The following is a 24,670-nucleotide window of genomic DNA, read 5'->3' as shown; positions in this document are numbered from 1 at the left end:
ATATAGAAAAACAAGCCCTTTGCATAAGCAAAAGGCTTGTCATACGGGACTTTATTTTTTCTTCGATAACCAATCAGCTACTTTAGTGGCTTGATCAGCTGGAACTATATTGGCAGGCATATTGCCCTTTCCTTTCGAAAGAATTTCTTTAATTTCATCCTTTGAAAGTTTCCCACCAATTTTTTGTAAGTTAGGTCCTACCGCCCCTTGTAACTGATCACCGTGGCAGCTCGTACAGCTTTGCTTCACAATATCCTCTGGTTTTGATGCTGTTTGTGCTGGCTTCCCGCCATTTTTTGCATCAGCTAACTCTTTAGATTTATTTAGCCCCTGAAATGAAAATACAAACATAACGATAATACCTAATGCTGCAATAAGAGCGAACGGAATCAGCGGATTACGTTTCATATCTCTTCTCCCCCCTCTATACCCCTAAATAGTTAGATGATTCAGTCATTTCTATTGTACTTGAAAACGCTCTATCAGAAAAGAGTAAACTACTACTTGTTAAAAATATTCCATAAATTCAGTTTATTGTTTTTTATTGTCATATAGCTTATTATTTCGATAATTATTAACGTTTCTCATCATATTTTTCGCTTTTCTACATATATTTTTGTATAGAATAAACAAAATTAATCGAAAAATCGAAAAATGAGCATTTGCAAATCAAAAGACAATTCTGTAAAATAAATTACAAGAAATTGTAATCGTTGCCGATAGCTAAATTTTAACAAAAATTAACAAAATAAAAAAGTTTACTTCACAAAGGTGAAGTAAACTTAAAAAATAACCTATTCTAAGAAATCCTTAAGACGCTTACTACGACTTGGATGTCTTAATTTGCGAAGTGCTTTTGCTTCAATTTGACGGATACGCTCTCTCGTTACGCCGAATACTTTCCCAACTTCTTCAAGCGTACGAGTTCGTCCATCATCTAAACCGAAACGAAGACGCAGAACATTTTCTTCACGATCTGTTAGTGTATCTAACACATCTTCTAATTGTTCTTTTAGCAATTCATAGGCTGCATGGTCCGCAGGCGATGTTGCTTCTTGGTCTTCAATAAAGTCACCTAAATGGGAGTCATCTTCTTCACCAATTGGTGTTTCAAGAGAAACTGGCTCCTGTGCAATTTTTAAGATTTCACGTACTTTTTCTGGAGCAAGATCCATTTCTTCACCAATCTCTTCAGGAGACGGTTCGCGACCTAAATCTTGTAATAATTGACGTTGTACACGAATTAACTTATTAATCGTTTCAACCATATGAACTGGAATACGAATTGTTCGCGCTTGGTCTGCAATGGCACGTGTAATAGCTTGGCGAATCCACCAAGTTGCATACGTACTAAATTTGAAACCTTTACGATAATCGAACTTTTCAACAGCTTTAATTAGACCCATATTACCTTCTTGAATTAAGTCTAAGAAAAGCATACCACGACCTACGTAGCGCTTTGCAATACTTACTACAAGACGTAAGTTTGCTTCTGCAAGACGACGTTTCGCTTCTTCATCGCCTTCTTCAATACGCGTTGCAAGTCGAATTTCTTCTTCTGCAGATAGTAAGTCTACACGACCAATTTCTTTTAAATACATACGAACAGGATCGTTGATTTTAACCCCAGGTGGTACACTTAAATCATTGAGGTCAAACTCTTCTTCTGTTTTTGTAATTTGGCGATTATTAGGGCCTTCTTCGTTGTCATTATCACCAACTAAGTCAATGCCTTGTTCACCTAAATATTCATAGTATTCATCCATTTGATCGGATTCAATTTCAAATCCATTCATGCGTTCTGCAATCTCTTCATATGTAAGAACGCCACGTTTTTTTCCGAGCTCAGTGAGTTGCTCTTTCACTTGCTCAAGGGTCATTTCAGTTTCAATTTGTTTAGAACGAGCTGGTTTGTCAGCCATCTGTTCCCCTCCTTACGCGAGATACAAACATTCATTATACTAAAACTTTATCAAAAAAGCTATTTTCTCGCTTTTTGATTTTGTAAATATGCTACATAATATTTAGCAGCCTCTACAGGATCTGTTTTTTCCATTTGTTTCACTTTAAAGATGATCTCCATCTTTTCAAGTTTTTCCTGATGGCGTCTAAGCGTCTCCAAATGGCCTTGCAACACTTCTTCTGTGTATTCTGGATTAATAAATTCATCCGTCGAAATATCAGTGATAATATTTTTCAACTTTTCATCAGAGAGCCAACTTAAAAATGTTCCGACTGAAGGTTCATTTCCCTTTTCATAATATGCGTATAGTTCATATAAAATCCCTTTATGTTCTTCTGTATGAAAATCTTCTATATGGGATTCCATACGAACAGCTACTTCTGCACTTTGCAACATATGGTAAATAATTTCTCTTTCCGCTCTTTCAAAACCTGTTAACTTCGGTTTTGTTTGAACGACTTGAGACGGTTTAGCAACCTGCTTTATTTGTTTTTGCTGTACCTTTTGTTCTTTGCGATATTGGTGCAATTGATTCAAAAGTGTTTCCATTGAATACGAAAATTCTTGCGATAATGACTTCAAATATGACTCTGCCTGCATCGCATCTTGTAACAACGATAACTCTTTTAAAACACTTTTCACATATTCTTCTTTGCCAGACTCATCTTGCAAATTTTTCCCTAAACGCAAATAATTTATTTTAAAACCAACAAAACTCACACTTGATTTCACAAGATTTTCAAAAGCGGTAGTCCCATATTGTTGCACATATTCATCAGGATCAAGCTTATCTGGCAAGGATGTGACTTTCACTTGGCAACCAACTTTTAGCAATAATTGCCCTGCTTTCATCGTCGCTTCTCGCCCTGCTTTATCACCATCATAGCAAAGAACAACAGTTTCAACGTTACGTCGCAGAAGTTTTGCTTGTTCTTCAGTTAAAGCCGTTCCCATTGTCGCAACGGCTTCTTCCACGCCACTTTTTACCGCAGCTAGTACATCGGCATATCCTTCAAAAAGAACCACTTGCCCACGCTTTCTAATAAACGGTCTTGCTTGGTGGAAGTTATACAACAATTTACTTTTGTGAAAAATTGGCGTTTCCGGGCTATTTAAATATTTTGGAGTGTCATCTCCTAACGCCCTTCCACTAAACGCTATCACCTTACCTTGTAACGTATAGATCGGGAACATAACTCTTCCACGGAAGCGATCGTAATGACTACCATCCTTCTCACTTCTTATTAGAAGGCCAGCTTGTTCCATACTAGACAGCGATAAACCTCTTTTTTGTAAAATTTTCGTCGCTGCATCCCAAGCAGGTGATGCATAACCAATTTCAAACTTCTCAATCATCTCTTTCGTAATACCACGGTTTAATAAATATGAAAGTGCTTCATTTCCCTCTTCCGTATTTACTAATAAATGATGATAATACTTTTTCAATAATTCATGAGCTTGTTGCATGATGACAGTGTCATCAGATATGTCTTCTTGTTGTCCTTGCCCTGATGTGTACTCTGCAACCGCAATTCCATTTCTTTCGCCTAGCTTTTGAACAGCCTCGGTAAAAGCCAGTCCTTCCATTTTCATTAGAAATGAAAATACATTTCCGCCTTCTCCACATCCGAAGCAATGAAAAATTTGCTTATCAGATGAAACAGAGAATGAAGGAGAATTCTCACCATGAAATGGACAAAGGCCGAAATAGTTACGCCCCTGTTTTCTAAGTTGAACGTATTCACCAATTACTTCTACAATATCGGATGATGTCCGAATCTGTTCAACAACTTCTTCGGGAATTCTGTTCCCCATAACTCCATCTCCGTGTCGTATTTTGTATTCGATATAAATTAAAAAATTCCTTTATAATTCGACAATATTTTTCTAAACTTGTTAGAAAGTGTTGCCGATTACATTGTATAAACGGTTTTGAACCTTTCCTATAGGTCCTTTATCTGCATAAATCGCAGATACATACCTGCTATATAAAATTGTATACATTTGCTCATCTGTTACAAATGTACCTCTTAGAAACAATACATATACACCTTTTTACAAGAAGAGTAGCAAGTCACATATACTGTTTGATCTTGAGATCTGTAGCTTTTTCATGTTGATCCATATAACAATCAACTCCATTTTGTTCAGTATCTACAAAGATCCAATTGCCTTGCTATTTCCTTAAAGGATGAGCATATGATGCGACAAACAAAATTCCGACATGAAATTCCGCTCCAACTTGCACAATTTCATTCTTCACGGGACATGCATCTATACCAACTAATATGTTGTTGATGTTTTGCATATTTCTGTATTCTACATCCCTTCTGTGAATCCTTCCATAATGTGCGTTTTCTTGTATAGATTTTGTCGATTTAACGTAATTACATGTCTTTTTCGTAAATCCTATCCCTAGTTTATTCTGAAAAATTAAAGTCTAAACGTAAAATATAGGTTTTTATCACAATTTTTTATTATAATATATTTTCTTCAACTACGCTACATATCCCTTTATTTTTTCATCTTACATTTCAGGATGACAAACTCACACCTTGAATATACTAAAAGACAAAGGAGTATAAGTATAACCATTACACTACAATCTATTACAAAATCCATAGATATCATATTTCACCAGAGCGAAAAAAGCACATTCACCTTTGGTAAATGTGCTAAAACATTTTTTGGTTTTGCACTGCATTCACAATAATATTTGCTGTTTCTTCAATCGCTTTATTGGATACATCGATTACTTGGCAATTTATTTTACTAATTACTTCCTCAAAGTGATCAATTTCTTCTTGAATACGATTAATATTTGCATACGTTGCTCCATCACTTAATCCAAGTGATTTTAATCGTTCTTTTCGAATATGATTTAACTTATCTGGCGTAATTTTCAAACCGAAACATTTTTCTTTTGCCACTTGATATAGTTCTTCAGGTGGGTCAACTTCTGGTACGAGTGGTACATTCGCAACTTTCAAGCGTTTGTTATGAGCTAAATATTGAGAAAGTGGTGTTTTTGATGTACGCGAAACACCAATCAACACGATATCTGCTTTTAAAATACCTCTTGCATCTCTGCCGTCATCATACTTCACAGCAAACTCAATCGCTTCAATTTTTTTAAAGTATTCTTCATCTAACCTACGGACAACACCTGGCTCATACCTCGGCACTTGCCCCGTAATTTCTTCAATTTGATCAATAAGAGGGCCGATAATATCGTATGCCTCTACCCCTTCTCTTGCAGCCTCCGTCACTAAATACTGGCGCATATCAGGCTTAACTAACGTAAAACATATAAGTGCTTGATTACTCTTAGCAATCGAAATCACTTCTTTTAATGTCCCTGTATCTTCTACATACGGTACACGTCTAATATCAGGAGCAAACGGGAATTGCCCCATTGCTGCTCGAACAACCAAATCAGCCGTTTCCCCTACAGAGTCAGATACGACATATACGATTTTATTATCCATTACATTACCTCACTTTAAACAAATTACACTTATTCGTTATTTACTAAATTTACAAACGCACGTGTAATATTTGTTTTTGTAATTCGCCCAATCACTTCTAAACCTTGTTTCGTATCTTTTACAACTGGCATTGCATCAATCTGTCTTTCTATTAATTCCATCGCAATATCATATAAAGAATCCTCTCTACGACACATCGCAATGTTTGGCATCCTTGTCATGATAATATTAACCGGAAGAGAGGTTAAATCCTGCTTTCCTAAGCTCGCTCTTAATAAATCTTTACGAGACACAACCCCAACTAATAGAGTCATCTGATCTACAACGAACAATGTACCAACGTCCTCTAAAAACATCGTACAAATTGCATCGTATACGGAAACATTTTTATCAATTACAACCGGTCTAGATTGATAATCTTGTACTTTAATTTTCTTAACAGCTTCAGATAATAGCTGTCCCCCAGTTTTACCCGTATAAAAATAACCTACACGTGGACGTGCTTCTAAATAACCAGCCATCGTTAAAATTGCTAAGTCTGGTCTTAGCGTCGCACGTGTTAGACCCAATTGCGCTGCAATTGATTCCCCTGTAATAGGACCGTGATCTTTTACAATCTGAATGATATGTTCTTGCCGTTTATTCAGCTCTATGATAATCACCACCTTTAATGCACAACGAAAAAAGTTATACTATCTCTTAAATATTATATACTAAATATGCTATTCGAAAAAGAAAGTATGTAAAAAGGACCGTATACGGCCCAAAATTATATTTGAAACTTATCAAGTTGTTCTAAGAAACGTCTTGATTTCAAATAAATTCCGCAATATTCATCATAATATGTATTCAATACTAAACGCATTTGTTTTTTTGTGCTATCCTTTACCGATACATTTCCGAGCCTATGTAAATCGAAATGGAAGAAAAGACGTAATAATTTATGAACAGCTTCTCCTACCGGTATACGATATGGGTCTTGCTCTGCATGACGTGAGCACAGAAAACCGCCTTCCCTGACGGAGAAGGCGACAAAGTCTGTTTCTTGATGACAAATCGCACATGTATCAAAGTACGGGCGCATCCCTAATACCGGAAGCATTTTCGTTTGATAAATTAATGATAATACTTCTGAATCAACACCCTCACACATATAATGCAACGTTTGATATAACATTTCAAATAAATACGGATTATGTTTTTTATCTTCTGTTGCTTTATCAGTTAACTCAACAATAAATGATGCATAAGCAGTTAAAAATATATCCTCGCGAATTTCTTTCATAGTTGAAATAATCTCGCCTTGTTGCAATGTTCCAAGCCCTGATCCCATTTGAATAAGAAAATGGCCATGTGTCATTAATTGCGACACAGATGCTAACCGGCTTTTCGGTTTTTTTGCCCCTCTTGCCATTGCACTTATCTTACCAAGTTCTCTTGAGAATATTGTAACAATCTTGTTCGTTTCTCCGTAATCTGTCGTACGGATAACGATGCCCTCAACTTTTTGAAACATGTTCGTCACCATCCAAGGTTTGAACAAAACGGGTCAAGAAATTGGAGAGTCTAGATGTGCTAGCTCCTCTTCATGTTGATCCATCTCATCGTTTACGTCTTTTTCCATTTCTTTCAAAAGCAAGTACGTTTCAATGCTTCCTGTTTTGGAGAAAAACTTCCAGGTAAAATCTAGCATAAGAATCCACCTTTCTCAATAAGCGTAGCCTATAAACCAATTTCCTTTGTTGTTATTAAATTGACCCATTTTGTCCATTTTCATGTGAGAAAAATTTTTCCTAATTTATCAAAGTTCATAAAAACCAATAATCAGCGGATGAACAAACCATCCACTGATTACAGCTTTACTATATTTTAATACTCGTCTTCACGGAAACCAAGGTCTCGAAGCTGTGACAGCTTGTTACGCCAATCTTTTTGCACTTTTACCCATACTTCTAAAAATACTTTAGAACCAAGTAGCGCTTCAATATCAAAACGAGCTCGCTTACCAACTTCTTTTAACATTTTCCCTTGTTTTCCGATGATGATTCCTTTTTGCGATGCACGTTCAACAACAATCGTTGCATTTATATAAACTGCGCCGCCCTCACGCTTTTGAATCGCATCGATAACAACAGCCACAGAATGCGGCACTTCTTCACGTGTTAAATGTAGTACTTTCTCACGAATAAGCTCCGCAATAATAAATCTCTCCGGATGATCCGTTACTTGATTATCTGGATAGTATTGTGGTCCTTCTGGTAAATACTTTTTAATTGTTCCAATTAAAGCATCCACATTATTACCGTCTAACGCAGAAATTGGTACAATCTCTGCAAACTCATGTAGTTTACGATATTGATCAATTAACTCTAGTAATTGTTCTGGATGAAGTTGGTCAATTTTATTAATTACTAAAAATACTGGTTGTTTCGTTTCTTTTAATTTCTCAATGATGAATTCCTCACCACGACCAAATCCTTCAACTGCATTGACCATAAACAGAACAATATCAACTTCTTTCAATGTCGTTTGAGCCATCTTTACCATGAAGTCGCCTAATTTATGTTTAGGTTTATGTATTCCTGGTGTATCAATGAAAATAACTTGTGAATCATTTTCTGTATATACACCTTGAATTTTATTACGAGTTGTTTGTGGCTTATCACTCATAATAGCAATTTTCTGGCCGATAATACGGTTTAAAAATGTAGATTTTCCAACATTCGGTCTGCCAATAATAGAGACAAAACCTGATTTATAACCTTTTCTATTCATGTAAATCCTCCGCTAAAAATGCTCCTGGTAACAATTCTCCGACTGTCGTCTCTTGAACGTCACCATGTAAATTTGATAAGTATACTTTCGTATCCTGTTTACATAATTCTACCATAACTTGTCGACATGCTCCACAAGGAGGTACTGGACGCTTTGTATCTGCTACAACCGCAATGGCTACAAATTCTTTATCTCCTTCAGAAACCGCCTTAAATAAAGCTGTTCTTTCAGCACAATTACATAAGCCATATGATGCATTCTCAACATTACATCCACGATATACTTTTCCATCGCTCGTTAATAATGCTGCACCTACTTGAAATTTAGAATATGGTACGTACGCTTGTTTACGCGCTTCGATTGCTTCTAAAATTAATTGTTTACTATTCATATTCCCGCATCCTTCCTGTTCACAGCTATGAAGAGATACACTCTCTCATTAAAGGCCCTTACGGCACTTCCAAAGCTTAATAAAAGCTTCGGAATGCAACTATACCATATACGGTAAAAAGATAATAGCACCAATTATAACAGCTATAATTGCAAACAATAAAACCGCTCCTGCTGCAACATCCTTTGCAATTTTTGCAAACGGATGAATATCAGCAGTCGCTAAATCTACTGTTTTTTCTACAGCCGTATTTACCATTTCTAAACTCATTACACTCCCTATTACAATAAGTAATATCATCCACTCTATTTTCGTAATATGGAAATAAAAGCCGCAGCATATAACAATGACTGCGGCTAAATAATGAATTTTCATATTTCGTTCATGACGAAGACAAAAGAACATACCAGCTATAGCATATCCAAAACTATCTATAAGTTTTCCTTTTTTCATCGTCCTAATCCAAAAGCTTCTAAAATTTCTTTTTGTCTTCCGAACATTTCTTTTTCTTCTTCTTCTGTCATGTGATCATAACCAAGCAAATGTAAAAAGCCATGTAACGCCAAAAATCCAAGTTCACGATCGAAAGAATGGCCGTACTCTTCAGCCTGCTCTTTCGCCCTTGGAATAGAGATAATAAGATCACCTAACATGCGCGGCATCTCTGCACCAACAATCTCCATTTCCCCTTCTCCCATCTCTTCCATGGCAAAGGATATTACATCTGTAGGTTGATCTTTATCTCGGTAATCACGATTAATTTCTCTAATGCGCTCATTATCTACAAATGTCACCGATACCTCCGCGCCATCCTCGATATTTTCCATTTGAGCTGCCTTTTCTAACACTTCACGAATTAAACTCATATACGCTTCTTTTACTTCTTCTGTTTCATCAATAAAATCAATTAACAAACTCATTCTTTCTCCTTTTCTTCCGGAATTTCCGGATATGTAATACGCGAATGGAAAATACCATTTAACGTTTCACATAACGTTTTCCCAACGATTTGTAGTTCCTTAAACGTCAAATCACATTCACTAAATTGACCGTCTTGCAATCGATCTTTAATAATGCTTTGCACTAAATTATTAATTTGTTCTGGCGTTGGGTGATTCATAGAACGTACCGCAGCTTCTACACTATCAGCAATACCAACAATTGCCGATTCCTTCGAAGTTGCTTTTGAACCCGGATAACGGAACATCTCTTCTGTATATTTTTCTTTATCTTCTTTAATCGCTTTATAATAAAAATATTTCAGTAACGTTGTACCGTGATGTTGCCCAGCGATATCAATAATTTCTTGTGGAATATGATATTTTTCGAGCATTCTTACTCCATCCGTTACGTGAGCAATTATAATATCTTTACTCGTTACAGGATCTAATTTATCATGCGGGTTTTCAATCCCCATTTGGTTTTCAATAAAGAATTGTGGTTGTACTGTTTTTCCTACATCATGATAATATGCCCCTACACGCGCTAATACACCATTTGCCCCGACTGCTTCGCAAGCAGCTTCAGAAAGATTCGCTACCATTACACTATGATGATATGTCCCTGGCGCTTCTAACAAAATTCTGCGTAAAAGCGGATGATTTGGACTTGATAGTTCCATAAGCTTCATACTTGATACGATTCCAAGTCCACTTTCTAAATATGGTAAAATCCCCATAGCCAAAACGGATGATATAATCCCTGAAAGTGAAGCCATTAATAATTGCGTACCAATTTCAAGAGGCGAAAAATTCCCATTACGTAATAATAAGAGCGCCGCCAATACGACTACATTTAATACAGAAACGAGTATACCAGCTTGTAAAATCATTGTACGACGATTTTTTTCTCTCAAGAAAATACTAACCGATAATGAACTTAACAATACGTAAATCCCTACACTATAATTTAATGTACTCGTTACTCCTTCATTAAACATAATACTTCCGCATACAGAAAAAATCATACTCGTTAAAAAGACAAATCGATCACCAATCATTAATTTCACAAGTATTGTTCCCATCGCAACCGGGACAACATATGCAATCCCTGCATATTCAAGTTTTTGAAACAAACTAATGATTTTCATTAAAACGATTGTGATAGACAAAATTGTGATATACGCTAAAACATACGGTCTATCTTCTCTTTTTCTCTTTAAAAATAATTCAAATTGTTTATGCATAAAGTATAGTAACACACCAATGAGTACCGCTAATCCAACATAAGGTTGAAAACCGTTCCCTTTTTCTAACAAGCCAACTAATTTCAACTGATTATACACATCACTTGAAATTGTTTCACCTTCTCTAACGAGAACTTGTCCTTGAAGAATATAAACAGGTGGAACTAAATCTTCCTCTGCTTTTCTCTTCTCTTTCGTTAAGATCGGGTCATAAAAATAATTCGCTGAAATTGCATATCTTCCTAGCGCCTTAATTGACTCTTTTAAACCATTATCAACATTAACACTATTCATCTCACTTACATATCGTTCTTTCGCATCTTTCAATTCGTCCATTTTAATGTGCTCAGTCATGATACTATTAATCGCTGTGACCGCAGCATCTTTCGCTAATACTAATTGGCTCGAATCTGCATTAATCAAATTTAGTAAGTTTGAATCAGATAATTCTTTCGTTAAGTCAGCGGGTAGTTTCTTTTTTAACTTGTCCACTTTCTCAGCATCAGTCATCTTTTTTTGATCATCCGGTCCAACAGCTTTAATCTCTTGCACCACTTCATCCACTTTAGCAAAGACGTCATTCACAATATCAACTTTATTTTGTTTATACTCACTTTTATATGTATATTGATCTTCAACTTTTGTAGAGGCTTCTTTTTTCTTTTTATCCGTTGTAACTTTATCTTCAATTTTTATAGGAGAATGGATTGTCTTTTTCGCAATAGAATACATGTTAACATCTAATTGCTCTGGTTTTACATTATTCATAAGCGCAAAAAACAGCACTGCTCCTAATACAACGTAAGAAATCCAACTTAGTTTTTTCGAATGTTGTAAATTACGAAACCACTTAGAAATTTCTTGAGATCTTGACATGATTTCAATACCTTCTCCTCTCCAGAAATAAAGTGAAACTATTTATAGCTTTCATTTCTTCTACCCAACGATACTTTGAGGTAACATTTTATACACCAGTACCTATAGTTTATTTTCCTTATCTTTCATGATAGTAAAAAATATGCCGTTCGCCAACCTTATCATACAAAAAGAAATGATCCTGACAAATAGGATCATTCCATTTTATCATATGCCTCAATAATACGTTGCACCAATGGATGTCTGACAACGTCTGTTTGTTCTAATGTAATAAATGACAGACCTGATACACCAGATAAAATATTAGCAGCTATAGATAGCCCTGATTTTACCCCTTTTGGCAAGTCTACTTGTGAAGGGTCGCCTGTAATAACCATTTTAGAACTAAAACCTAATCTTGTTAAAAACATTTTTATTTGAGCACCCGTTGTATTTTGAGCCTCATCTAAAATAACAAATGAATCATCAAGCGTACGCCCCCTCATATAAGCAAGCGGCGCGATTTCAATTACTCCTCGTTCCATCATACGCTGCGTATATTCTTGTCCAAGAATATCATGTAAGGCATCATATAATGGGCGTAAGTATGGATCTACCTTCTCTTTCAAATCCCCTGGTAAAAAACCTAAATTTTCTCCAGCTTCTACAGCAGGTCTTGTTAGAATGATTTTCTTTACATATCCTTGTTTTAAAGCTCTCACAGCCATTACTACGGCTAAGTATGTTTTTCCAGTTCCTGCAGGCCCTATCCCAAAGACAATATCATTCTTCTTCATTGCATGAATATATCGTCTTTGCCCCATTGTTTTTACACGAATGGATTTACCTTTTGCAGTCTTGAAAATTTCTTCTTCATATAACTCTTCAAATTGAGCAACTTTCCCTTGTTGTGCGAGCTGAATTGCATACGCAACATCTCTCTCTGAAATTGATATACTTTTACGAATTACAACAAGTAATTGCTGTAAGATTTTTTCTACGAGTGTCACCGTTTCAACTGCCCCAGATACATGAACAGTTTCTCCTCTAGTTACGATCGATACATTCAGTTCTCGTTCAATTACTTTTAAATGCGCATCATTGACTCCAAAAAGAGCGATTGCTTCGTTAGTATTTTCCAATTGTTGGTTCATTTCTACTAATTGTTCTGCCATTACTCAGTCTCCTTGAATATCGGATTCGGATATTGGTTGTGGCTCTGCAATATTTTCAATCACAGTATAATGCAATGTGACTTTTAGTTGATCCGCCTCAACCTCTTTACTCAAAATCTTATCACTTACAATCATAGCATGTTCATCCAATTTTTTCTTTAGTTCTTTTTCGGCCATCTCTTTCGCTACTTTCAGCGCTTGCTTTTCTGTATATTCTCGGTTCGCTTCTTCCTCTTCTCTCACAACATCTTTTTCATATGCAATCGGCAGTGTAAAACCAAATAATTTCACATCATGCTTTACGCTTTCAGTACGAGAGCGTTTATACTTATCATGTTGAAATCCCCATATTTTTATTTTCGTACCCCCAAATTTAAGAAAATGTTCATTGTATACATTACCAGTATACACTTGGAATTGCGTCTTTAACGGGACATCCACCTTAGATGTATACCACGTTTCGCCATACACAATACCTTTCGCTGAAACAATCGTTGGACTTTCCTCATTACCATATATTCCCGATACGAGAATCTGCCCTTTTTCTACATGATCATTTTTCAGTACAACCGGCTTTCCAACTTCTACAAACGTTTTTGTAATAATCGCTTCTTTTTTTGCTACTAAATTTTGCGGCATTTGTTCCTTTTCTTTTTTCGGTTCGTTTTTTTCAACAATTTTAAAATGATACGTCGTTCCTCTTACTTCTAATCCCGCCCAAGTAATGGCATTAATATTATCTGTCAAATGGCGTTGTACATCTTCTACATTCGGCATTTGAAACTGCAGTTTTCCTTTTTTAATACCCATTTTATCCAATTCTTTCATCAATATATATTCTGTTTCAGGTTTTGCTCCTGTAATTTCAATTTTCCAAACCATATTGGACATTGCAATCACGCCAAAAAAGAAAATTAAAAACCCAATTAAAAATCCACTGTTTTTAATTAAACGCTTATTCCAAAAAGGAAAACCATAACGTCCAATAAAATATAATTTACATTCATTTTTTCTATAAATTGGTTTTATTTTTTTCACATCGCGTAACAACATACAAAAAACTAACGTTTCATCAGCTATCTTCTTAACATCCCAAACTAATAAATTCCTCCGTACACATTCATTAACAAACCGTTCCGCTCCTCTACCTTCAATTCGCACTTTTACATATCCAAGCCACTTTATAAACCATTTATTTTTCATTTACCACCTTCACTACCTTTCTAAAAGTAGATTTGAAGCATTAAAATAGCTCGTACTAAAATGAAACAAAGTAAAACTGTAATCGATCTCTATCAACGAAACTTTTACAGGATAAAGAAGAAAAACTTCACTAATGGAAGTTTCACTTCAATCACCTTTTTTTTCATTTTCTAAAAATGTTACTTGCTCAATTATCCCTTCGAGCAAAAGCTCTTCTGGAAGAATCGTTTTAATAACAAAGGATTGTCCTTTAATTAGTAATTGACCGTGTTTTAAAAGCAATCGCACTTCTTTATCTGAAAACACTAATAGTCCCCGATGATTTTCTATATAAATATGTATTTGCCCAACAAGAGTAATCCGAGGTAGATCCATTAATACATCCACTGGTAGGTCTACTTGTTTTGTTAACCAATTTTTCATTTGTTCTAATTTCTTCATCTCGAAAGACCCCCCTCTCATCCCATATATGTATTTCTTCACAAGTGCCTATCGTGTTATAACGACTTCACTAACATAACTATATTCTGTAAGAGTTCATATCATGTTAATAAAACAGTCGCTATATGAAATCATATTTATCGGGACAATGATGGATCAGAGGATGTGATCCTTAATAATAGAAGTATTAATACAAGAATATGCGCCCCTAGGGGATATCAGTACAAGTTGCATGAAGAAATTGAGCCTAGTGAGAAGTTAGAAACTTGAAAAACCCTGTTACAATTTGTTCTGGGCGTGACATACTGACCATAGAATAAGTAGTTGTCATTCATTAGACAAATGAAATAAAATTCGAAAAAGAAATTGCTCCACTCTAAATTTTACGTTGTAAGTAAGAATACTTTATAGGTAGTTGTTATATGAATTTCAAAAAATATTAGGATTCACTAAAAAACAAAAAAATGAATTAATAAGCGAGGAAATACGAAAGGAAATTGGATTTAGTCAAGAAATTTTGAATGTTATAAAACAAGTCACTGACAGTAGCATCTAGCCCTTCTATGCAACTGATTCAAAATCTAAAATAGCTGGAGTCTCTGTCGTTACCTTTGAAGATTATGCTAAACAGCAAGTTATAAAACTTCAATCTGAGCTTCAGCCCCCATACTTAGCTTTTATTTGTGAAAGAAGTTTTAGTCAAGGAAGTAAGAGTAAGTGTAGCATTGGAAGTATACAAGGAAATGGCCAATTTGATATCCTTGCAATCCAACCAACAAATGGCGTTAATTACGAAGTTAGCAATAAAGATGTTATTTTTAAACTAAGAAAATGGAATGATCGCTATCCTTTTATCATAATCAGTGCAGATTATGACTGGGTTGATACCATTTTTAGCGTGTTACCTACAGACGTCGAAGAAATTAAGAAAACGAAAAAGCTTTTTTTATGGTGGGATTAATCATAACTAAGGCCGTTACCCTTTTTTACATACCAGAGGCGTTTCTATCACTTACAGAAACGCTTTTTAAGCAATATAGTGTTTTTCCTTAATAAGAACAATAAAAAAACGTCTCATACGAAATGAGACGTTTTTTTATGCTAATAGCTGGATAACCAACTTATTCACAAGTGATCCGTCTGTTTTACCTTTTACTTTCGGCATAACAGCAGTCATCACCTTACCCATATCTGCTTTAGAAGTCGCACCAACTTCAGAAATAACTTGTTTGATTACATCAACTAGTTCTTCTTCAGTTAATTGCTCTGGCAAATATGCGCTTAAAATCTGAATTTCACTTTGCAGTTTATTAACAAGGTCTTCACGACCAGCTTTTTTAAATTCAAGGAGGGAGTCCTTATACTGTTTTACTTCACGAGCTAAAACTGTTACTTCCTCTTCTTCAGTAAGAGTATGTTGCAGTTTAATACCTTCATTTTGTAAAGCAGCCTTAACCATACGAATAACGGTTAATTTTTCTTTTTGTTTATTCTTCATCGCTTGTTTCATATCATCGTTTAAACGACCGAGAAGACTCATAACTTACACCCTCTCTTAGAATTTACGCTTTCTTGCCGCTTCAGATTTCTTCTTACGTTTTACACTTGGTTTTTCATAAAACTCGCGCTTTCTTGCTTCAGCAAGTGTACCAGTTTTAGAAACCGATCTTTTAAAACGGCGAAGTGCATCCTCCAAAGACTCGTTTTTACGAACGACTGTTTTTGACATTCTCTTTCCCTCCCTCCGAAACATCACACTTACATACTAACTTCAGCATGCAAAAAGAAACACTTCTTCAGCATGTCTTTTACGATTATAATACATTTTATCACTTCAGGTCAACTATTTGGCAGAATAAAAGAAGAATAGAAGCATTTCCTTTTCAAAAGTTATACAAATATCTAGTATCCTTCTTTCATGAAGACAACTATATTTTTATCATTTCAACTTTTTTCATACAGGGATGCACGAAACGCCTCCCTACCTTCTAGTACTTAACCGCTTCAAATAAAGAAAGCATGCAAACCATTTCCGGTTGCACGCTCTTTTTTATGCGCTTGCTGATTCTTTTTTCACATCATCTTCAAGAACACGAACAAATTGCGCTTCGTTATATGGATAGCCAGCCTTCGTAATTTTCACTTTCACTAGCTTACCAATTAATTCTTCTGATCCTTCAAATACAATTTTCAAGTAGTTATCTGTATACCCTACATATAACCCTTCACGGTCGCCGTCTTTAAATTGCTCTTCTGGAATGATTTCAAGCACTTCACCTTCAAACGCTGATGCATATTCTTTCGCTAATTGATTAGATAGCTCAATTAAACGATGAACACGATCGTTCTTCACATCTTCAGGAACTTGATCTTCCATGCGTGCTGCAGGTGTTCCTGTACGTTTTGAATAAGGGAACACGTGTAACTCAGAGAAGCGGTTCTCTTTAATGAAATTGTATGTTTCCATGAATTCTTCTTCTGTTTCACCTGGGAAACCAACGATTACGTCAGATGTAATCGCAAGGCCTGGTAACGCTTCTTTCAAACGATCTAAACGCTCTTGGAAGAATTCCATCGTATATTTACGACGCATACGTTTTAATACAGTATTAGAACCAGATTGCAACGGAATATGCAAGTGACGTACAACTACTTCAGATTTATCTAACACTTCAATTACTTCATCTGAAATTTGACTCGCTTCAATAGAAGAAATACGAAGACGTTTTAATCCGCCTACTTCCGCTTCCATATCACGAAGTAATCCAGCTAAGTTATAATCTTTTATATCTTCGCCGTATCCACCTGTATGAATACCCGTTAATACGATTTCTTTATAGCCTGCATCCACTAATTGTTGTGCTTGTTTAATAACCTCTTTTCCATCACGAGAACGCATTAAACCACGCGCCCAAGGAATGATACAGAATGTACAGAAGTTATTGCAACCCTCTTGTATTTTTAAAGACGCACGTGTACGATCCGTGAAATAAGGTACATCAAGTTCTTCGTACACACGTGTTTTCATAATATTGCGGACAGCATTAATTGGTTGACGCTCTTTACGGAATTCTTCGATGTAACCTAACATCTTTTCACGATCCTGTGTACCAACTACAATATCTACACCTGGAATCGCCATAATTTCAGCTGGAGATGTTTGTGCATAACATCCCGTTACGCAAATAACTGCATCTGGATTTTGACGCACAGCACGTCTGATTACTTGACGGCTTTTTTTGTCCCCAGTATTCGTTACTGTACATGTGTTAATAACATAAACATCAGCTTTCTTTTCATATTCTGTTCTTTCATAACCACCTTGTTTAAACAATTGCCAAATGGCTTCTGTTTCATAGTGGTTTACTTTACAACCTAACGTATGGAACGCAACAGTTGACATTGATCATCACCCCATCAATTCAAAATGATACGAAGCAGCACTTAACGCGTATAACGGCGCCGTTTCTGTTCTTAAAATTCTTGGTCCTAAACTACATGGTACAAATTTATGTTCACGAAGCGCTGTAATCTCTTCCTCAGCTAAACCGCCTTCTGGGCCAAATACAATCAATAGCTTTTGACCTGGTTTCATTGTCGTTAAAGCTTTCGCAAAATTAGATTTCTCGCCTTGTTTTGCTTCCTCTTCGTAAGCAACAAGACAAACATCATACTCACCACTCATTGTAAGCAGTTGCTTAAATGATGCCGGAGCATGTACTTCCGGAATTTCACTTCTATGTGATTGTTCCGCAGCTTCTTTCACAATTTTTCTTAAACGCTCAACTTTTTTATCAGCTTTTTTCGCATCCCATTTTACGATAGAGCGAGATGCTTGAAATGTTAAGAATGCAGCTGCCCCAAGCTCAGTTCCTTTTTGAAAAATCAACTCTAGCTTGTCTCCTTTTGGCAGTCCACTTGCAATCGTCACGAAAACAGGAAGTTCACTTGACGCCTCTACCCATTCTACAATAGCCGTATTAATAAATTCACTGGTAATTTCATCAATTGAACATACTGCTGTTTTTCCGTTTACACAGCAATAAATTTGATCGCCAGCTGTCATACGCATTACTCTCGCAATGTGATGTACATCATCACCTACAATGCGAATTTTTGCTTCACTTACATGTTTTTCTTCTACAAAATAACGTTGCATATAATCACCTTAGTAGAGTTTCGTTCCTTTCGTAAGTCAACACTTACGAAAAGAACGAAACATTATCATTTTTCATATAACAAACGGCAAGTCCCTCACCTTATAGTGAGAGACTCCCCTTTTCATTATAGACTAAAATCTATATTACGCATTTCGTGCAATAATTGCTACCCAATCTTCCATTCGTAACACTTCTTCAATTGTAAATCCAGCTTGTTCTAACGCCTCAGAAATTACTTTTTCCTTCGCAGCAATAATGCCCGATGTAATAAATAATCCACCTGACTTCACAACTCTCGCTGCATCTTCAGGGAATAAAAGAATAATTTCTGCTAATAAGTTAGCTACGATTAAATCAACAGGACCTTCAATACCTTCTAAAAGACTATTTTGCCCAACAGACACGATATCATCTGTTTTATTTAAACGCACATTCATTTCTGCACTTTCAACTGCAACCGGATCTAAATCATATGCTTGAACAGAAGACGCACCTAATTTTGCCGCTGCAATACTAAGCACACCAGAACCTGTTCCTACATCAATGATAGCGTCACCTGGCTGTACTGTTTTTTCTAAAGCACGAATACACATCGTTGTTGTTGGATGAGTTCCTGTACCAAACGCCATACCTGGGTCTAATTCAATGATTTTTTCATCAGGAGAAGATGGTGTATATTCTTCCCACGTCGGTACGATTGTGAATGTATCAGAAATTTGTACTGGATGGTAATATTTTTTCCAAGCAGTAGCCCAATCTTCTTCATTGACTTCGTTAACGGTAATATTTCCAGTACCAATTTCAATGTCGTAAGATGGAAGCACATCAATAGATGATTTTACACCTGCAATCGTTTCATGTAAAGAATCCGTTTGCGGGAAATATGCTTTTATTAATACACCTTCCGCCGGATATTCATCTGGATTCAATGCATAAATTTCACCATATTGTTGCTCGCGCTCTTTCGTTAACTCCGCTGGATCCTCAATCGCAACTCCGCTAGCACCAGCTTCATGTAAAATATAAGAGACAGCTTCTACTGCTTCTTCTGTTGTATGAATACTAATTTCTGACCATTTCACAATTTACCAACTCCATTTTTTATTTCCATTATTCCCCTTTGAAAGCACGTTTAAGCTTTCCGAATAAACTATCATCCTGCTCTTCTTGTCCTGCAAATTCACGTAATAAATCTTTTTGCTGTGAAGTCAATTTCGTCGGTACAACAACGCGAACGACTACATATTGATCTCCTTGACCGTATCCACGTACGTTCGGAGCACCTTTTCCTTTTAGGCGGAATTCTGTTCCTGTTTGTGTTCCTGCTGGAATTTTCAGCTTCACTTTACCATGAACAGTAGGAACTTCCACTTCATCACCAAGCGCCATTTGCGCAAATGTTAATGGCATTTCGCAAATAATATGATCTCCTTCACGCTCGAAGAATTCATGATTTCTTACATGAACGACTACATATAAGTCTCCTGCTGGTCCGCCATTTACGCCGGCTTCACCTTTTCCAGACACACGAATTTGTTGACCATTATCGATACCCGCTGGAATTTTAACATTGATTTTTTTACGTTTACGAACTTTACCTGAACCGTGACATGTCGTACATTTTTCTTTAATAATTTGTCCAGTTCCTGAACAATGACCACAAGCTTGACGGTTTACGATACGACCAAACGGTGTGTTTTGCTCTACACTCACTTGACCAGAGCCTGAACAATGTTTACATGTTTCTTTTGAAGTTCCTGGTTTTGCTCCACTACCTTTACAAGTATCACATGGATCTTCTACTGGAATTTCCACATTTAATTCCTTACCAAAAATAGCTTCTTCAAAATCTAAAGTGACTTGATATTGTAAGTCAGCACCTTGGCGCGGAGCATTTGGATCACGGCGTCTGCCGCCGCCACCGCCAAAGAAAGAACTAAATATATCTTCAAAACCGAAGCCACCGCCGAAGTCTCCTCCGCCGCCAAATCCACCGAATCCTTGATTTGCACCAGCATGACCAAATTGATCGTACTGCGCACGCTTTTGATCATCACTTAACACTTCGTATGCTTCTTGTACTTCTTTAAACTTTTCAATTGCATTTTCTTCTTTGCTTACGTCTGGATGGTATTTTTTAGCCAAACGACGATACGCTTTTTTTATTTCATCTGTTGAAGCGCCCTTGCTAAGTCCAAGGACCTCATAATAGTCTCGTTTACTCATAAATTTACAACCCCCGAATCTTTCACATAAACGTAATTTTAACACCGAAAGAAAGTGCTTTGCAACAAAGTTTCCTCACTTACAGTATGCAAAGCGAAAAACTTAAGATCCTCACACATCACTTCTCATTCGTGAAAAAAGCCAAAGTCAAGGCACGCTTGACTTTGACTTTTTGTCATCTTACTTATTATGTTTACAGTTGAATTACTTGTCTTCTTTTACTTCTTCAAACTCAGCGTCAACTACATTGTCTTTCTTCGTGCCAGCGTCTTGCGCACCTTCTGCTTGACCAGCAGCTGCTTGAGCTTGCTCGTATAATTTAACAGTTAATTGTTGTACGATTTCTTGTAAAGCATCTTTTTTCGCACGAATTTCTTCAAGCTCGTTTTTCTCAATTGCAGCTTGTAATGCTTCTTTCGCTTCTGTTGCTTTTGCAACTTCAGCTGCATCTACTTTACCTTCTAAATCTTTTACAACTTTGTCTGTTTGGAATACAAGTTGGTCAGCTTCGTTACGAAGTTCAACTTCTTCCTTACGTTTTTGGTCAGCGTCAGCATTTGCTTCCGCTTCTTGTACCATACGTTCTACTTCTTCATCAGAAAGACCTGAAGAAGATTGGATTGTAATAGCTTGCTCTTTGCTTGTTCCTAAGTCTTTCGCACGTACGTTAACGATACCGTTCGCATCAATATCGAATGTTACTTCGATTTGTGGAATACCACGTGGTGCTGGTGGAAGGTCAGTTAATTGGAAACGACCTAACGTTTTGTTGTCAGCTGACATTGGACGCTCACCTTGTAATACGTGAATGTCTACTGCTGGTTGATTATCAGCAGCTGTCGAGAATACTTGTGACTTACTTGTTGGAATTGTAGTGTTACGCTCGATTAATTTCGTGAACACGCCACCCATAGTTTCAATACCTAAAGAAAGTGGAGTTACGTCTAATAATAGAACGCCTTCTACATCACCAGTAAGTACGCCACCTTGAACTGCAGCACCTAATGCTACAACTTCATCAGGGTTTACACCTTTATATGGCTCTTTACCAGTTTCACGTTTAATAGCTTCTTGTACAGCTGGGATACGAGTAGATCCACCAACAAGAATAACTTTATCTAATTCGCTTGGAGCAAAACCAGCGTCTTTTAATGCACGACGAGTTGGCTCTAATGTTCTTTCAACAAGACCTGCTGAAAGCTCTTCGAATTTCGCTCTTGTTAACGTTAATTCTAGGTGTAATGGACCAGCAGCTCCAGCACTAATGAATGGTAATGAAATTTGAGTTTGTGTTACACCAGAAAGATCTTTTTTCGCTTTTTCAGCTGCATCTTTCAAGCGTTGAAGCGCCATTTTATCTTGGCTTAAATCGATGTTATTTTCTTTTTTGAACTCAGCTACTAAGTGATCGATGATAACTTGGTCAAAGTCATCGCCACCAAGACGGTTGTCACCAGCAGTTGAAATAACTTCGAATGTGCCGTCTGCTAACTCAAGGATAGATACGTCAAATGTACCGCCACCTAAGTCATATACTAAGATTTTTTGTTCTTCGTCTTGTTTTTCTAAACCGTAAGCAAGTGCTGCTGCTGTTGGCTCGTTAATGATACGCTCAACTTCTAAACCAGCGATACGACCAGCATCTTTCGTTGCTTGACGCTCTGCATCGTTGAAGTATGCAGGTACTGTAATAACAGCTTTCGTTACTGTTTCACCTAAGTATGCTTCAGCAGAAGCTTTTAAGTTTTGTAAAATGATTGCAGAAATTTCTTGAGGTGTATAATCTTTACCTTCAACTTCTACTTTGTAGTCTGTACCCATATGACGTTTAACAGACATGATTGTATTTGGGTTTGTAATTGCTTGGCGCTTTGCAACTTCCCCAACTTGACGTTCTTCATTTTTGAAAGCTACAACAGAAGGTGTTGTACGGTTTCCTTCTGGATTTGGAATAACCTTTGGTTCTCCACCTTCCATAACAGCTACACAAGAGTTTGTTGTACCTAAGTCAATACCTATAATTTTACTCATGGCGAATCCTCCTAGTTTTATGTAAATTATTGATTTACTTTTACCATTGATGGGCGAATCACACGGTCTTTTAATTTATAACCTTTTTGGAATTCTTCCACAACCGCGTTTGATTCAAATTCACTATCTTCCACTTGCATAATAGCTTGGTGTTCATTAGGATCAAACTGTTTACCAACAGCTTCAATCACTTCCACACCTTCTTTAGTCAGCGCTTCTAACAATTGACGATGCACCATTTCCATGCCTTGTAACAAGGATTTCGTTTGCTCATCAGTCGCTTCCACTTGCATTGCTCTTTCAAAATTATCAAGAGCTGGCAAAATGTCTGAAACTAGACTTTGTGCTCTATATTTTTCAGCAGCCTGTTTATCCATTTGGACGCGGCGCTTATAATTTTCAAAATCAGCTTGTAGACGTAATGTGCGACCTTCCGTTTCCGTTAGTTTCGCTTGTAACTCATCTACTTTTTCTTGTAAAAGAGCAGCCTCACTTTTTTCTTCTACAGTTTCTTCACTGTTTTCTGGCGTGACAGCTTCTTCAACTTGCGCTTCTTTTACTTCTTCTACCACTTGTTCGTTACGCTCTTCCACAATATTCACCTCCTTAAAAGGTATTAGGTATCATGCATAGCATGATTACCTAAGCATTATATATTACACACAGCAATGAAAATTTCATCACTTGAGCGAATGTATTACTCTCATTTACTTTTTAAGTCCATCTGTAAATTGTCTCGTAAATAACTGTAACAAACTAATTACACGAGAATATTGCATTCTTGTCGGACCTAAAATAGCAATTGTTCCAAGTTGCTCTTCGCCGATCGAATATGTTGCAGAAATTAAACTGCAATCCTCCATAGCCGTCGAAGTGTTTTCCCTACCAATTTTCACTTGAATCCCGACTTGTTTATGACGCAAAATGTCATAAAATTCAGCTTCATTATCAATCATGGTAAGCAAAGATCTAACCTTTTGAATGTCATGGAACTCTGGCTGCGAAAGCATATTTGCTTTTCCTCCAAAGTATATCTTTTCCGATAACGGAACTTGAAATGTACCATCTAACATTCTTATTGCACTATCATAATTATGAACATACCCACGTAAAACTGTAACAATTTCCTTAAAGATTTTATTATGAAGTTCTTCCATCGGTACGCCAGATAGCTTTTCATTTAAAACATTAACCATTTTTTCTAAATCTGATAAATCAACAGATTCCGGAACGGTAATCGTTTTACTTTGTACATGCCCTGTATCAGTTACAATAATAGCGACTGCAGTTTGACGATCAAGCGGCACAATTTGTACATTTTTAAGTTTATTTGTGCTTAACTTCGGTCCAAGAACAATGGCCGTATAATTCGTAAGTTCTGATAAAATTTGAGCAGATTGCTGTGCAATTTTTTCCGCTTCAAAAATTCTTTCAGCAAATAAATCTTTAATTTGTACAATTTCAGCGTTCGGTAAGTTTTGCGGCGCTAAAAGATGGTCTACATAAAATCGGTAGCCTTTCTCAGAAGGAACACGTCCAGAAGAACTGTGCGTTTTTTCAATAAAACCTAATTCTTCTAAGTCCGCCATTTCATTTCGAATAGTAGCTGAACTAAATGTAATTTCATCTTTTTTAGCCAACGTTCTAGACCCAACAGGCTGCGCTGATCCAATAAAGTCATCAATAATTGTTTGTAAAATTAAGAGCTGACGTTCCGTAAGCATCTCATCATCACCTCTGTTAGCACTCTTTGTCTTTGAGTGCTAAATCTATTAAT

25 protein-coding genes and 1 pseudogene are annotated in these 24,670 nt (G+C 36.5%); 1 reads left to right on the top strand and 25 read right to left on the bottom strand.

Annotated elements, in window-relative coordinates; translation table 11 throughout:
• Positions 1 to 51 precede the first annotated feature (51 nt).
• The 16 genes from cccA to yqfC all read right to left on the bottom strand — a co-directional run bounded on the left by cccA (position 52) and on the right by yqfC (position 14,476).
• Positions 52 to 408: a cytochrome c550 gene (gene cccA, locus MHI28_RS25705; RefSeq protein ID WP_000828142.1), complete on the bottom strand. Its 357-nt coding sequence runs from the start codon at positions 406 to 408 to the stop codon at positions 52 to 54.
• A gap of 386 nt (positions 409 to 794) precedes the next feature.
• Positions 795 to 1,922 (bottom strand): RNA polymerase sigma factor RpoD, encoded by a 1,128-nt coding sequence (gene rpoD / locus MHI28_RS25700; protein ID WP_000764066.1) that lies wholly within the window; start codon positions 1,920 to 1,922, stop codon positions 795 to 797.
• A 59-nt stretch (positions 1,923 to 1,981) separates the two neighbouring features.
• Entirely contained in the window at positions 1,982 to 3,778 is a 1,797-nt protein-coding gene (gene dnaG / locus MHI28_RS25695; RefSeq protein WP_000528221.1) for a DNA primase, read from the bottom strand.
• Between the two features lie 81 nt (positions 3,779 to 3,859).
• Entirely contained in the window at positions 3,860 to 4,003 is a 144-nt protein-coding gene (locus tag MHI28_RS25690) for a hypothetical protein (protein ID WP_000479749.1), read from the bottom strand.
• A gap of 635 nt (positions 4,004 to 4,638) precedes the next feature.
• Positions 4,639 to 5,451 carry a pyruvate, water dikinase regulatory protein gene (locus MHI28_RS25685; RefSeq protein ID WP_000368949.1) on the bottom strand — a complete coding sequence of 271 codons (813 nt, stop codon included), beginning with the start codon at positions 5,449 to 5,451 and terminating at the stop codon, positions 4,639 to 4,641.
• Between the two features lie 29 nt (positions 5,452 to 5,480).
• Complete coding sequence (locus MHI28_RS25680; RefSeq protein WP_000583756.1) at positions 5,481 to 6,113, bottom strand: helix-turn-helix transcriptional regulator; 633 nt, start codon at positions 6,111 to 6,113, stop codon at positions 5,481 to 5,483.
• 107 nt (positions 6,114 to 6,220) lie between these two features.
• Positions 6,221 to 6,967 (bottom strand): DNA repair protein RecO, encoded by a 747-nt coding sequence (gene recO / locus MHI28_RS25675; protein ID WP_000487007.1) that lies wholly within the window; start codon positions 6,965 to 6,967, stop codon positions 6,221 to 6,223.
• A gap of 33 nt (positions 6,968 to 7,000) precedes the next feature.
• Positions 7,001 to 7,144 carry a YqzL family protein gene (locus MHI28_RS25670; RefSeq protein ID WP_000883924.1) on the bottom strand — a complete coding sequence of 48 codons (144 nt, stop codon included), beginning with the start codon at positions 7,142 to 7,144 and terminating at the stop codon, positions 7,001 to 7,003.
• A gap of 176 nt (positions 7,145 to 7,320) precedes the next feature.
• The gene (gene era, locus MHI28_RS25665; protein ID WP_001080236.1) at positions 7,321 to 8,226 is read right to left on the bottom strand and encodes a GTPase Era; all 906 of its coding nucleotides are present in this window, start codon (positions 8,224 to 8,226) and stop codon (positions 7,321 to 7,323) included.
• The gene (locus tag MHI28_RS25660; RefSeq protein ID WP_001086287.1) at positions 8,219 to 8,617 is read right to left on the bottom strand and encodes a cytidine deaminase; all 399 of its coding nucleotides are present in this window, start codon (positions 8,615 to 8,617) and stop codon (positions 8,219 to 8,221) included. Before MHI28_RS25660 ends, era begins: the two co-directional genes overlap by 8 nt.
• Before the next feature lie 99 nt (positions 8,618 to 8,716).
• Entirely contained in the window at positions 8,717 to 9,070 is a 354-nt protein-coding gene (locus MHI28_RS25655) for a diacylglycerol kinase family protein (RefSeq protein WP_000715475.1), read from the bottom strand.
• A complete protein-coding gene (ybeY, locus tag MHI28_RS25650; protein WP_000054680.1) occupies positions 9,067 to 9,537 on the bottom strand; it encodes an rRNA maturation RNase YbeY in 471 nt (156 codons plus the stop codon). The genes MHI28_RS25655 and ybeY overlap by 4 nt, the downstream gene beginning before the upstream one ends.
• Positions 9,534 to 11,678, bottom strand: coding sequence for an HD family phosphohydrolase (locus MHI28_RS25645; RefSeq protein ID WP_000091516.1), 2,145 nt, complete (start codon positions 11,676 to 11,678; stop codon positions 9,534 to 9,536). The genes ybeY and MHI28_RS25645 overlap by 4 nt, the downstream gene beginning before the upstream one ends.
• Positions 11,679 to 11,872: 194 nt before the next feature.
• Positions 11,873 to 12,832 (bottom strand): PhoH family protein, encoded by a 960-nt coding sequence (locus tag MHI28_RS25640; RefSeq protein ID WP_000840522.1) that lies wholly within the window; start codon positions 12,830 to 12,832, stop codon positions 11,873 to 11,875.
• A 3-nt stretch (positions 12,833 to 12,835) separates the two neighbouring features.
• The gene (yqfD, locus tag MHI28_RS25635; RefSeq protein ID WP_000792496.1) at positions 12,836 to 14,035 is read right to left on the bottom strand and encodes a sporulation protein YqfD; all 1,200 of its coding nucleotides are present in this window, start codon (positions 14,033 to 14,035) and stop codon (positions 12,836 to 12,838) included.
• A 147-nt stretch (positions 14,036 to 14,182) separates the two neighbouring features.
• Complete coding sequence (yqfC, locus tag MHI28_RS25630; protein WP_000732269.1) at positions 14,183 to 14,476, bottom strand: sporulation protein YqfC; 294 nt, start codon at positions 14,474 to 14,476, stop codon at positions 14,183 to 14,185.
• Positions 14,477 to 14,891: 415 nt separating this feature from the next.
• Here yqfC and MHI28_RS25625 point away from each other — a divergent pair.
• Positions 14,892 to 15,437: pseudogene (locus tag MHI28_RS25625) on the top strand (DUF4253 domain-containing protein).
• 135 nt (positions 15,438 to 15,572) lie between these two features.
• Here MHI28_RS25625 and MHI28_RS25620 read toward each other — a convergent pair.
• The 9 genes from MHI28_RS25620 to hrcA all read right to left on the bottom strand — a co-directional run bounded on the left by MHI28_RS25620 (position 15,573) and on the right by hrcA (position 24,617).
• A complete protein-coding gene (locus MHI28_RS25620; RefSeq protein ID WP_000054582.1) occupies positions 15,573 to 16,016 on the bottom strand; it encodes a GatB/YqeY domain-containing protein in 444 nt (147 codons plus the stop codon).
• 15 nt (positions 16,017 to 16,031) lie between these two features.
• Positions 16,032 to 16,205 carry a 30S ribosomal protein S21 gene (rpsU, locus tag MHI28_RS25615; RefSeq protein WP_000048061.1) on the bottom strand — a complete coding sequence of 58 codons (174 nt, stop codon included), beginning with the start codon at positions 16,203 to 16,205 and terminating at the stop codon, positions 16,032 to 16,034.
• 321 nt (positions 16,206 to 16,526) lie between these two features.
• On the bottom strand, positions 16,527 to 17,879 hold the full coding sequence (gene mtaB / locus MHI28_RS25610) for a tRNA (N(6)-L-threonylcarbamoyladenosine(37)-C(2))-methylthiotransferase MtaB (protein ID WP_000108679.1): 1,353 nt from the start codon (positions 17,877 to 17,879) through the stop codon (positions 16,527 to 16,529).
• 6 nt (positions 17,880 to 17,885) lie between these two features.
• Positions 17,886 to 18,635: a 16S rRNA (uracil(1498)-N(3))-methyltransferase gene (locus MHI28_RS25605; RefSeq protein WP_001190143.1), complete on the bottom strand. Its 750-nt coding sequence runs from the start codon at positions 18,633 to 18,635 to the stop codon at positions 17,886 to 17,888.
• A 144-nt stretch (positions 18,636 to 18,779) separates the two neighbouring features.
• Positions 18,780 to 19,718, bottom strand: a complete 939-nt coding sequence (gene prmA / locus MHI28_RS25600) for a 50S ribosomal protein L11 methyltransferase (RefSeq protein ID WP_086413530.1) — start codon at positions 19,716 to 19,718, stop codon at positions 18,780 to 18,782.
• Positions 19,719 to 19,746: 28 nt separating this feature from the next.
• A complete protein-coding gene (gene dnaJ / locus MHI28_RS25595) occupies positions 19,747 to 20,862 on the bottom strand; it encodes a chaperone protein DnaJ (RefSeq protein ID WP_000043947.1) in 1,116 nt (371 codons plus the stop codon).
• A gap of 204 nt (positions 20,863 to 21,066) precedes the next feature.
• Positions 21,067 to 22,893 (bottom strand): chaperone protein DnaK, encoded by a 1,827-nt coding sequence (gene dnaK / locus MHI28_RS25590; protein ID WP_069356209.1) that lies wholly within the window; start codon positions 22,891 to 22,893, stop codon positions 21,067 to 21,069.
• A gap of 26 nt (positions 22,894 to 22,919) precedes the next feature.
• Positions 22,920 to 23,486 carry a nucleotide exchange factor GrpE gene (gene grpE, locus MHI28_RS25585; RefSeq protein WP_000392711.1) on the bottom strand — a complete coding sequence of 189 codons (567 nt, stop codon included), beginning with the start codon at positions 23,484 to 23,486 and terminating at the stop codon, positions 22,920 to 22,922.
• A gap of 114 nt (positions 23,487 to 23,600) precedes the next feature.
• Positions 23,601 to 24,617 (bottom strand): heat-inducible transcriptional repressor HrcA, encoded by a 1,017-nt coding sequence (hrcA, locus tag MHI28_RS25580; protein ID WP_000954943.1) that lies wholly within the window; start codon positions 24,615 to 24,617, stop codon positions 23,601 to 23,603.
• Between the last annotated feature and the right edge of the window lie 53 nt (positions 24,618 to 24,670).

Origin of the sequence: Bacillus sp. FSL K6-0268, assembly GCF_038005425.1 — a bacterium.
Classification (GTDB): Bacteria; Bacillota; Bacilli; order Bacillales; family Bacillaceae_G; genus Bacillus_A; species Bacillus_A thuringiensis_S.
This window is presented reverse-complemented; position numbering and strand designations above follow the sequence as displayed.